This is a genomic window from Kandleria sp. (assembly GCF_017934775.1).
GTDB lineage: Bacteria > Bacillota_I > Bacilli_A > Erysipelotrichales > Coprobacillaceae > Kandleria > Kandleria vitulina.
The window spans coordinates 1-10,908 of sequence record NZ_JAGBIX010000020.1; the positions used below are offsets into that span (position 1 = coordinate 1).

The 10,908-nt window shown below is 34.0% G+C and carries 15 protein-coding genes; 13 read left to right on the forward strand and 2 right to left on the reverse strand.

Annotated features, from left to right (window positions below):
* Positions 1-98 precede the first annotated feature (98 nt).
* The 4 genes from J6L95_RS02825 (at position 99) to J6L95_RS02840 (ending at position 2,730) form a co-directional block, all read left to right on the forward strand.
* Positions 99-1,064 (forward strand): aldo/keto reductase, encoded by a 966-nt coding sequence (locus J6L95_RS02825; RefSeq protein WP_287458071.1) that lies wholly within the window; start codon positions 99-101, stop codon positions 1,062-1,064.
* Positions 1,065-1,143: 79 nt separating this feature from the next.
* Positions 1,144-1,764: a TetR/AcrR family transcriptional regulator gene (locus tag J6L95_RS02830; protein ID WP_029070561.1), complete on the forward strand. Its 621-nt coding sequence runs from the start codon at positions 1,144-1,146 to the stop codon at positions 1,762-1,764.
* Between the two features lie 15 nt (positions 1,765-1,779).
* Complete coding sequence (locus tag J6L95_RS02835) at positions 1,780-2,319, forward strand: flavin reductase family protein (protein ID WP_031588813.1); 540 nt, start codon at positions 1,780-1,782, stop codon at positions 2,317-2,319.
* Positions 2,320-2,400: 81 nt separating this feature from the next.
* Entirely contained in the window at positions 2,401-2,730 is a 330-nt protein-coding gene (locus tag J6L95_RS02840) for a putative quinol monooxygenase (RefSeq protein WP_287458072.1), read from the forward strand.
* A 7-nt stretch (positions 2,731-2,737) separates the two neighbouring features.
* On the opposite strand, the gene J6L95_RS02845 is transcribed toward J6L95_RS02840, so the two are convergent.
* Positions 2,738-3,634, reverse strand: a complete 897-nt coding sequence (locus J6L95_RS02845; RefSeq protein ID WP_287458073.1) for a LysR family transcriptional regulator — start codon at positions 3,632-3,634, stop codon at positions 2,738-2,740.
* Between the two features lie 112 nt (positions 3,635-3,746).
* On the opposite strand from J6L95_RS02845, the gene J6L95_RS02850 reads away from it, so the two are divergent.
* From J6L95_RS02850 to J6L95_RS02865, 4 genes are all read left to right on the forward strand, one after another.
* Positions 3,747-4,748 carry an alpha/beta hydrolase gene (locus tag J6L95_RS02850; RefSeq protein WP_029072902.1) on the forward strand — a complete coding sequence of 334 codons (1,002 nt, stop codon included), beginning with the start codon at positions 3,747-3,749 and terminating at the stop codon, positions 4,746-4,748.
* Positions 4,748-5,092 (forward strand): cyclophilin-like fold protein, encoded by a 345-nt coding sequence (locus J6L95_RS02855; protein ID WP_287458074.1) that lies wholly within the window; start codon positions 4,748-4,750, stop codon positions 5,090-5,092. The genes J6L95_RS02850 and J6L95_RS02855 overlap by 1 nt, the downstream gene beginning before the upstream one ends.
* 590 nt (positions 5,093-5,682) lie before the next feature.
* On the forward strand, positions 5,683-6,282 hold the full coding sequence (locus J6L95_RS02860; protein ID WP_287458075.1) for a DUF1349 domain-containing protein: 600 nt from the start codon (positions 5,683-5,685) through the stop codon (positions 6,280-6,282).
* Positions 6,283-6,437: 155 nt separating this feature from the next.
* Positions 6,438-6,623 carry a hypothetical protein gene (locus J6L95_RS02865; protein WP_287458076.1) on the forward strand — a complete coding sequence of 62 codons (186 nt, stop codon included), beginning with the start codon at positions 6,438-6,440 and terminating at the stop codon, positions 6,621-6,623.
* Positions 6,624-6,777: 154 nt separating this feature from the next.
* Here J6L95_RS02865 and J6L95_RS02870 read toward each other — a convergent pair whose 3' ends face one another.
* The gene (locus tag J6L95_RS02870) at positions 6,778-7,665 is read right to left on the reverse strand and encodes a LysR family transcriptional regulator (RefSeq protein WP_074624036.1); all 888 of its coding nucleotides are present in this window, start codon (positions 7,663-7,665) and stop codon (positions 6,778-6,780) included.
* Between the two features lie 104 nt (positions 7,666-7,769).
* Between J6L95_RS02870 and J6L95_RS02875 the strand changes: the two genes are divergently transcribed.
* From J6L95_RS02875 to J6L95_RS02895, 5 genes are read left to right on the forward strand one after another with little or no spacing between them, the layout of a single operon-like run.
* On the forward strand, positions 7,770-8,291 hold the full coding sequence (locus tag J6L95_RS02875) for a flavodoxin (RefSeq protein WP_287458077.1): 522 nt from the start codon (positions 7,770-7,772) through the stop codon (positions 8,289-8,291).
* A gap of 9 nt (positions 8,292-8,300) precedes the next feature.
* The gene (locus tag J6L95_RS02880) at positions 8,301-8,669 is read left to right on the forward strand and encodes a nuclear transport factor 2 family protein (RefSeq protein WP_287458078.1); all 369 of its coding nucleotides are present in this window, start codon (positions 8,301-8,303) and stop codon (positions 8,667-8,669) included.
* 13 nt (positions 8,670-8,682) lie between these two features.
* Complete coding sequence (locus J6L95_RS02885; RefSeq protein WP_287458079.1) at positions 8,683-9,534, forward strand: aldo/keto reductase; 852 nt, start codon at positions 8,683-8,685, stop codon at positions 9,532-9,534.
* A gap of 10 nt (positions 9,535-9,544) precedes the next feature.
* Entirely contained in the window at positions 9,545-10,156 is a 612-nt protein-coding gene (locus tag J6L95_RS02890; protein ID WP_287458080.1) for a flavodoxin, read from the forward strand.
* Positions 10,125-10,757 carry a DUF4405 domain-containing protein gene (locus J6L95_RS02895; RefSeq protein ID WP_287458081.1) on the forward strand — a complete coding sequence of 211 codons (633 nt, stop codon included), beginning with the start codon at positions 10,125-10,127 and terminating at the stop codon, positions 10,755-10,757. The genes J6L95_RS02890 and J6L95_RS02895 overlap by 32 nt, the downstream gene beginning before the upstream one ends.
* Positions 10,758-10,908 lie beyond the last annotated feature (151 nt).

Below are 10,908 nucleotides of genomic sequence, written 5' to 3' on the forward strand. Positions count from 1 at the left end.
CCTTATGCTATCGCTAATGGATGCAATGGCATCTTTGGTAGTGAAAGTCTTATAGAAACTCATTAGTCTCATATGCTTTCGAGTATATTTGGAAGTGAATGTATATAAGAACCCAACGTGCTTTAGCCGTTGGAGTGTCAGCACAAGTTGCACTTGGTGCATGGGCATGGGGCAACGATGGAACATTTGAAAATGAATTAACAGTAGAAAGCTTACAGCCTGTCTTTGATCGGGCAATGAAAAACGGATTGAATTTATGGGATAGTGCTTATGTCTATGGCATGGGAACTTCTGAAAAAATATTAGGAACATTCTTGAAAGATTGGCCTCGAGATTCCTATATTATTTCTGATAAGCTGACACCACAGTGTGCAGATTATTCATCTGATTCACTAGTAAAAGATATGCTTGATATGCAATATCAGTTATTAGGTATAAACAACATGGACATTTATTGGATTCATAACCCTGTTGATTCCCCTAAATGGATTGAAGAAGTCGCATCATATTATGAAGGGAAAGACAATGCACCTATTATCGGGGTGTCAAATCATAACTTGGATGAAATCAAGGAAGCAGATCGTATCCTAAAATCTCATGGATTACGTTTAGGAGCAGTACAGAACCACTATAGTTTATTAAATAGATCATCTGAAAAATCAGGTATTCTTGATTACTGCAAAAACAATCATATCTACTTCTTTGCTTATATGGTATTAGAACAAGGTGCCTTAACAGGAAAATATGATACCAAGCATCCATTCCCAGCAGGATCACAAAGAGCTGAGGTCTATAATCCAGTACTAGATAAACTTGAAATCATGAATAAAAAGCTAAAAGAAATCGCTGATGAATTACATGTATCAAGTGCTCAGATTCCTGTTGCTTATGCAATAGAAAAAGGAACTATTCCTATTGTTGGGGTTACAAAAGTTAATCATGTAGATGATGTTTTATCTACATTAAATATCAAATTAACAGATAAACATATTAAAGAACTAGAAAATACAGCAGACTATCTTAACCTTAATCTTATTCGTATGTGGGAGAAAAAGATGGATTAATTTTTTATATTTAGATTGACACATTGTCAACTGATAGCTGCTTTGGTACAATGGTAATATATAGATAAAGGAGTATATCATGGCAGTTGAATTAAAAGAAACAATTGATAAGAGAAGAGAAGAAATCATGGATGCTTGCGATAAGCTTTATGAAGAAAAAGGTTTTCAGGATATTACTATTAAAGATATAAGTGCTGAAACAAACTTTTCAAGACCTTCAATCTATAACTACTTCCGTAGTAAGGAAGAAATATTTCTAGGATTGCTTACTAGAGAGTATGAAGAATGGAATCACAGTCTTTTAGAAATAGCTGAAGGCACTAAGACTTTAAATAAAGATGGACTTGCAAAAGCTATAGCGAAGTCATTAGAAAAAAGAAAAACCATGCTGAAGATTTCAGCGATGAACCTTTATGAAATAGAAGAAAATAGTCGCTATGAGTTACTTGTAGAATATAAAAAGGTATTCAAGGAATCATTAGAAATATTTGAAACCTGTCTAAAAAAATATATAAGTGATTTTTCTAAAAGTAAACGCGAACGGATCAGATATGCATTCTTCCCTTACATGTATGGCGTTTATCCTTATGTATATCCTTCCAAGAAACAAAAGGATGCAATGGATGAAGTTGAATTAGAGTATTCTTCAGTCACAATCTATCAGTTGACATACCAGTTTTTAAAATTAATGTTTGAATAACAGGAGAAATAAACTATGAAAAAGAATATTGGTGCACAGTTAGCCTTATATCCAGCTCCCGTCATTGTGGTAGGAGCTATGGTGGATGGAAAGCCTAACTGGACATTGGTTGCCCATGCGGGCACTGTGGCACATAGTCATCTGATGGTATCGATGGTACAGTCACACTATACGAATAAAGGAATCAAGGACAATAAATTGTTTTCAGTTAATATCGTTGATGAATCATGGCTTAAAAAAGCTGACAAGATGGGAGTTATCAGTGGAAATAAGGAAGATAAATCAGAGATGTTTTCTTATACATTAACAACACAAGGAACACCACTTATTAATGATGCAAAGATTTCTATTGAATGTGAATTAGATCATAATTACGAATTAGAACATTTTGATAACTTTATTGGAAAAATTCTTTCTACTTATGTAGATGAATCTATTCTTAATGAAAAAGGAAAGATTGATTATCATATCTTCAAACCAGTATTATTTGAATTTCCTACCTATGAATATTTTGTTACTGGAGAAAAGGTTGGCGATTGTGCAAAGATGAATTAATTAAGGAAAAGAGACATGGAAATAAAGGAAAAGTATAGACACAACTATGATGAAAGAAACATATGAAATAGGAGGAAGATTATGAGTATTACTGTGAATTTACGTTACAAAGGTAAAAATGGTGCCGCCATGAAATTTGTGCAGGAAATGATTTCAAGCGGAACGGTTGAAGCTATTAGAAAAGAGAAGGGGAATCTTAAATATGAGTATTTCCAGTCAATCGATGATGCGGAGACAGTCTTGCTGATTGATAGCTGGCAGGATCAGGAATCTATTGATATTCATCATGCTTCACCAATGATGAAAACCATTACGGATTTAAGAGAAAAATATGATCTTCATATGAGTGTTGAACGTTATAAATCAGACGATTCAATGCCAGAAACAGATCATCAATTTATAAGAAAATAAAAGCTGGCTATACATCTGTATAGTCAGCTTTTTTAAAGTTTTCAGTAATCTGTTTTAAGAAAAGTTCAGCGATAGGTGAAAAAGTCTGATATTTCTTCCATACAAGGTAAAGATTTGTTTCAAGTTGAGGATCAAGCGGACGAAAAACCAATCCACTTCCTGGTGATGTATCTATCAGCTTATCAAAAGTAAGAAGATAACCAAGATGCTCTTTTGCAAAAAATGAGGCATTATAAGAAAGCTTGAAAGATCCTTCAAGATGAAGCTTATCCATCTTATCTTTTGCCCATCTAGGAATATCATTGATCCATGCCTGCCCTGAACAGAAAAGAGGAAGAGAAATAAGGTCATCGACATGAATCGTTTTCTTTTTTGATAATGGAACATCATCAGGCATCACAACACCCCATTTATCAGAGTAAGGGAAAATCAGAGATTCATATTTTGTTGTATCAGGAAGTTCTGCTAATACGACAAAGTCTAAGAGACCTTTATCTAGCTTTTCAAGCACCTGTTCAGTATCTCCGCTTGAAATAGAATATTTAAGAGAAGGATACTGCTTTTTTAATGAACTGATCTCATGTGCAAGATATTGAATCTGATAAGATTCCGCTAAACCCAAATAAAGTTCACCACCGGTAATATCATCAAGTGAAATAAATTCATTTTTGATACGATCAGCCATTAGTACAAGATCTTCAGCACGTTTTTTTAAAAGGATGCCTTCATCAGTGAGTTTTATGCTAAAAGAATGTCTAGTAAAAAGCTTTTTTCCTAGTTCCTCTTCTAAAGATTTCAATTGTTTAGATAAAGCTGGCTGACTTATATGTAAAATTTCAGCAGCTCTTGTCATATTTTCTTCTCTTGCAACTTCAAGAAAATATCTGAGTGTTCTTATTTCCATGGGATTCTCCTATGATATAACTAATAGTTATTTTATGATATTAATTATAACTATTAGTAAAGCTGTTTACAAGATGATAAAGTAATATTGAAAATAAAAGGAGGTAGTTACTATGATAAAAAAAGAAGAACTTCAACTTACAAGTGAATGGGATAAAACATTTAAGAAGAGCGAAAAGGTCAATCATTCTAAAGTGACATTCGTGAACCGTTATGGAATCACATTGGCAGCTGATATGTATTGTCCTAAGGACGCCCAAGGGAAACTTCCTGCCATTGCGGTAAGTGGTCCATTTGGCGCTGTAAAGGAACAGTGTTCAGGATTATATGCACAAAATATGGCAGAAAGAGGATTTATCACTATTGCATTCGATCCTTCCTTTACTGGAGAAAGTGGGGGAACGCCAAGATATATGGCTTCACCTGATATCAATACTGAAGATTTCATGGCCGCTGTTGATTTCTTATCACTTCATGAACAAGTCGATCCAGATCGTATTGGCATCATCGGTATCTGTGGATGGGGTGGCATGGCTATCAATACCGCAGCCCTTGATACAAGAATCAAGGCCACTGTTGCCTCTACAATGTATGATATGACTAGAGTCAATGCCAATGGATATTTTGATTCAGAAGACAGTGAAGAAGCACGCTATGAAAAGAAGAAAGCTATGTGTGCACAGCGTCTAGAAGATTTAAAGAATAATAACTATTCATTAGCCGGTGGAGTTGTAGAAACAATAACAGAAGATATGCCTTTCTTTGTAAAGGACTATCATGCTTACTATAAAACAGAAAGAGGATACCATCCACGTTCTCTAAATTCCAATGGTGGATGGAACATCATTGGCTGTGAATCATTTATGAATCAGCCTATCTTAAAATACAGTCATGAAATAAGAAGTGCGGTATTGCTTATTCATGGAGAAAAAGCTCATTCATGTTACTTCAGTAAAGATGCTTATGCCAACATGATTAAAGATAGTAATTATGCGGATAATAAAGAATTGATGATCATTCCAGAAGCTGTCCATACTGATCTATATGATGGTGGAGATAAAGACTATATTCCATTTGATAAGTTAGAAAGCTTCTTTAGAGAATATCTAAAATAATGAAATTATTTATTGATAATAGTCCCCAACAAGTAGAATGGGAACATAATGAAAGTGTAGAAGCATTACGTCAACGCATTAAAGAAAAGCCAATCACTATTCAAATGAGAAAATATGGGACTTTTGAACAGGTAGGAACAATTGGAAATCTTCCTGCAGATGATCACTATATTTCAACATTGCCTGGTGATATTGTCTTATATAATCATAATCAGATAGTCATATTCTATGATGAACATGCCTATCACTACACAAGATTAGGAAGAATAATTGGTAAGTCAAAAGAGGAATTCTATCAATTATTAGGAAAAGAAGATATCCTGTTAACTATATATATAAATTAAGACACTGTATAAAACAGTGTCTTTTCTTTATAAAGGGGAATAACTTGAATAGAAATTTTGTTGTGATATGATTTTTATAATGAAACAGGAGAAGACTATGATTGAAACAGACGCAAAAGATGTATTTGCCTATTTGCATGAAGCAGAAGTGAATTGCTTTATGAGCATGAAACTTGATACATTGGAAGATGCGGTTAATGAATTAAAGAGATGAAGTGGTGAAACTGAATTTCATTTGGCTATAGTATTAAAGGAAACAGGGAAGGTCATTGAAGAAATTGAAGCTTATCTAGAACCAGATGACGACAAAAATAGTGATACTTTTAGCCCTTGTTGGATGTTAAATAAGAATTATCAAGGAAAAGGTTGCTTTTCTTGATTACTTGTCTACTAAAAAAGAGCAAGACGTATTTATGCATATACAGAAGATTATAATGTCGCAAGTCAACGTCTATGCAAGAAATTAGGTATGCGTAAAGAAGGAGAATTCAAGGAATTCATTTCCTTTGTTAAAAATCCAGAGGGCACACCACATTATGAAAACACATTTCAGTTTGCGATACTAAAGAAAGAATGGGAGAAAAGATAATATGTTAGAAAAAATGAAATGGACAAGAGAACCAAAAGAGTATTCTATTTCACCAGATAGAATAGAAATAGTAACAGAACCACATACTGATTTATGGCAGAGAACCTACTATCATTTTAGAAATGACAATGCCCCAGTTCTCCAGATGGATACAGATGAAAAGTATTTTTCATTTATTGTGAAAACACATTTTGAAGAAAGTCATCATCGTTTTGATCAGTGTGGTATTGTCATGTATCTTGATTCAGAAAACTGGCTAAAAGGTTCCATTGAATATGAAAATGATTCATTCCAGCATCTAGGTTCAGTCGTCACTAATCATGGCTATTCAGATTGGGCAACAACGACAATTGATGCCAATATCAAAGAAATGTGGTATCGCTTTAGTCGAAGAGAAGATGACTACTGTATTGAATGCTCAACTGACGGTATTCACTTTTCACAGATGCGTGTATGCCATATGTGGGAAGGTGGCAGCACTATTCGCTTTGGGGTTTATGCATGCAGTCCAGAAGATTCAAGCTTTAAAGCGGTATTTACTGATATGCAAATAACTGAGTGTGCCTGGAAGGCACATGATGGGCAGCAGCCTGATGAATAAACATCATCTGATTTATAATCAGGTGATTTTTTATATATTGAATATATATCTTTTTAAAAAATAATAATTGTATTAAAATATATATAGTATTTATGTTTTATGTCGTAACACTTATTTGCAGTATCAACATTTTTAAAGGGGAGGAATTTATAATCATGGATTTTGATAAAAGTAGTGTTATTAAAATAGTACTGTATGCAATTGAAATTGCGTTACTAACATGGATTGTAAGTGATAAAACACTTACATCTAAATTAGATATAGTAGGTAAATTTGTATTATATTTCTTAGTGCTTTATTTTGGTACACAGCTCAATCGTCGATTGTTTAAGAAAAAATAACATTAAAATTTAAATTGATTATTAAATGTTTCTATTGGATATCTTTAAATTCTTGTGAGAAGATAAGTATGTCAAAGTAAATGGATAGTGGAGAATTGCTGAAAGAGAACAGTACTTTGTATTCTCTGATGTAAGAGAACTTTCTCATTAATTTCTATAATGGGAATGCGACAGCATCCTTGTAGAGTTCAGTGAGAATATTTAAGAATAAGCTTAGACCTTCACGTGCATCATTCTTATGAGAAACAAGAACACAGTTAAATGTTTCTTTACAGTCATAAGGAATCCAGGCAAATTGACCACTGTGATCATTTAAGAATCCCGGTGCAAGACAGATGCCTTTTCCAGCTGCAATATTAGTAAGGGTTGTATCATGATCAGGACTATTGAAATACTTGATCTTTCCTGTAGAAATAAGATGCTGCTGAAGACGCTGAAGAGCCACAGGAGATCCTCCGCCCACCATGAGGGTTCTATCATAAAGATCCTCTTCACAAATGAGATTCTTTTTAGCAAGAGAATCATCTCTATTTACAATAAGATAAGTATGACTATGAAATAGCTCGTGGACCACTGTACCTGCAAGCTGTTTTGTATTTTCACGCAATTCAAAAAGAAGATCAGTCTCATTTTTTAGAAAATGATCAAGTCCATTTTCATATTGAAAAACCGGAGTAATCTGGATACCTGGCATCTGTTCTTCAAATAGACGAATAGCTTCAGGTAAAAAATAAAGAGATTGTCTAACCGGAAGAGAGATAGAAATATTGTCCTTATACTTGGCACTGAAGTTTTGTCCCTGCTCAATAGCACGCTTTAATTCCTCTCTCATTAAAGAAAGATAAGAGACAAACTGCTTGCCAGCAGGGGTAAGAGACGCACCTTTCCCATTACGTTCAAAAATCGCAAATCCTACTTCCTCTTCCAATAGCTTAATCTGATAAGAAAAGGTCGGCTGACTTACAAACATATTTTCTGCCCCACGACTGAAGTTTTGTGTCTTGGCAAGTTCAATGCAATAATCAATCTGTTTTGTATTCATAAGTATCTCCTTGTTATTAAATATTTAAATAGAATATTTAATCTTTCTATTGGATATTTTATATAAAACATGAAAGGATGTAAATAGAAAAGGAGGATGTAAGAATGACAAAAACTTTAGTAGCATTCTTTTCAAGAGCAGATGAAAACTATTTTGGGGGAGCCATGAGATATGTCAAAGTAGGCAACACTGAAATAGTTGTAGGTATAATTAATTATTTAATTGAGGCAGATACATTCAAGATAGAAATGAAAGAACCCTATTCTCCAGTCTATATGACATGTATTGAAGAAGCAAAAAAAGATTTAAGACAGGGATATAGACCAGAACTTGTTCAATTGCCAAACAATATGGATCAATATGATACAATTATTTTAGGATATCCTAATTATTGGGGAACTATGCCAATGGCCGTTGTAACATTTTTAGAACAGTTTGATTTCACCAATAAAACAATCCTTCCACTTTGTACTAATGAAGGAAGCGGTATGGGATTAAGTGAAAGAGATATTAAGAAATATGCCAAAGGAGCAACAGTCAAAGACGGTCTTTCTATCTTAGGAAGTCGTGTATCACAGAGTGAGAATCAGGTACAGGAATGGCTTAATAATCAAGGAGTCATGTAGGAGATTGATATGGATGATCATGAGATGATTGAAGATGTCTACAATAAAATGTATGAAGGCATGGTCAATAAGGATGAAGCATTGCTTCAAGACGTATTAGATGATAGTTATGTATTAGTACATATGACAGGTATGCATCAATCAAAAGAAGAATTCATTACAGCTGTCATGAATGGAACATTAAATTACTATTCAAGCAAAGAAAGAAATATATCAGTAAAGCTTGATGGCAACTTTGCCACTGTAATAGGGCAAAGTGAAGTAAGAGCAGCAGTATTTGGCGGAAGAAAGCATACATGGCGACTTCAGCAACAATGTAGTCTTAAGAAAACAAAGGGTATTTGGCGCATGACAAAAAGTGTCGTCTCAACATATTAAAGGAGGATGGACTATGAAATATTTAACTTTAAATGATGGAAACAAGATTCCTACAATTGGTTTTGGTGTATTTATGATTCCTAATGATGGACCAACTTATGAGGCAGTATTAAATGCCTTAAAATCAGGTTATCGTCATATCGATACAGCAGCTGCCTATTTCAATGAAGAAGATGTGGGAAAGGCTATTCGTGATAGCGGTATTGATAGAGAAGAAATCTTTGTCACAAGTAAACTCTGGCTTTCAGATAATGGCTATGAAGAAGCCAAAAGAGGAATCGCAAGATCATTAAGAAAACTTAATCTTGATTATATTGATCTCTACTTGATCCATCAGCCATATGGTGATGTAGAAGGAGCATGGAAAGCAATGGAAGAAGCAAAAGCTGAAGGCAAGCTTCATTCCATTGGTGTAAGCAATATGTCAGTTGCCCTTTGGAATAAGTTTGTACCTCACTTTAACATTAAACCTGCTGTCAATCAGGTAGAATTCAATCCACTATTCCAGCAAAAAGAAATTCGTGCCCTCATGAAAGAAACAGATACAAAACTTGAAGCATGGTATCCGCTTGGTCATGGTGATGCTAGCTTATTGTCACATGAAATCATTACCAATTTAGCCAATAAATATGGTAAAAATCCTGGACAGATTATCTTGAAATTTGAAGTACAGGATGGTGTAATCACTTTACCTAAATCTACAAATAAAGAAAGAATCAAGACAAATCTAGATATCTTTGATTTCACATTAACTAATGAAGAAATGGAAGCCATTAGACAAATGGATACCGGAAAAGGAAGTCATAACCCTGATGCACCAGGTGTAGAAGAACGTCTAAGAAGCGCTTTTGTAATTGAAGATTAAGGAGAATAACATGAAAAGATTAGTCATTGTACTTATTGTAGCTATAGCGATTGCGATTGGTGGAATATTTATTTATTCACGTGTAATGTTTAACCATACTGGCATTGAAAACAAAGAAGAAGCTGCGCTTAAAGGCAACAGCAAGGTTCTTGTCGTTTATTTCTCATGGTCAGGAAATGTCCAAAAGATGGCACGATGGATCAGTGAAGAAACAAAGGGAGAATTATTTAGAATTGTTCCTAAAAAATCTTATGGTACAGATTATAAAAAATGTACAGAAAGAGCCAAGGATGAACTTGATCAGAAGATCAGACCAGAGATTTCATCAACCATCTCTAAAGAGATGCTAAAGAAATATGATGTCATTTATCTTGGATTCCCAATCTGGTGGTATGATCTTCCTATGCCAGTCTGGACATTTCTTGAAGGTGCAGACCTACAGGGAAAAACAATCATTCCATTCTTCTCACATGAAGGAAGCTCTAGCGGTGCCAACTCATTAAATACCCTCAAGGACTTAGCTAAAGGTGCACATGTACTTACTGATAAAGCTCTCTCAATAAGAGGAAGAAAGGTTTCAGGTTCAGAAGATGAAGTTAAAAAGTGGGCCAAAATGTTATAGAATAATCATCGATAGTGCGATGATTATTCTGATGCCTTTATTGATGGCCTATTCACTAATAGGAGAAGAACTCCATGAAATAATGGGCATCTGTTGTTTTATCTTGTATCTTATTCATCATTATATGAATAGAAAATGGTGGTCAACATTATTTAAAGGAAAATACAATGCCTTCAGAATCATGAATACGACTATCAATATATTATTGTTATTGTATATGATCATACAGCCTATAACAGGTTTACTAATGTCCAAGTATCTTCTTAAGAATGTGAGTGTTCTTTCATTATCATCATTAGTAAGAGCTATTCATTTACCATTAGCGTATTGGGGTCTTATCTTAATGAGTATGCATCTAGGATTTCATCTAAGAATAAAGACACAAATAAAATATATGGGAATTCCTATTTCCATATATGGACTTTATGCCTTCTTTAACCGTCATATTATAGACTACTTAACAATGAATACTATGTTTGCATTCATTGATACAAATGAATCAAGACTCATTTTCCTTCTTGATTATGTCGCTATCATTATATTATTTGCGATGATTTCTTATTATTTAAAATCACTATTAATAAAAAGAAGAATCCGATAAGATTCTTCTTTTTTTGTAAAACAATAAAACCCACAGCTATGCTGTGAGGTTGTTTTAAGACTTCAGTGAAGTGGTAAAGGTATTGTAAATGATAAAATCCCCTCTGTATAATGATTGTGCGGTCTGCCAACTGCGCAATTGAATACAGGAG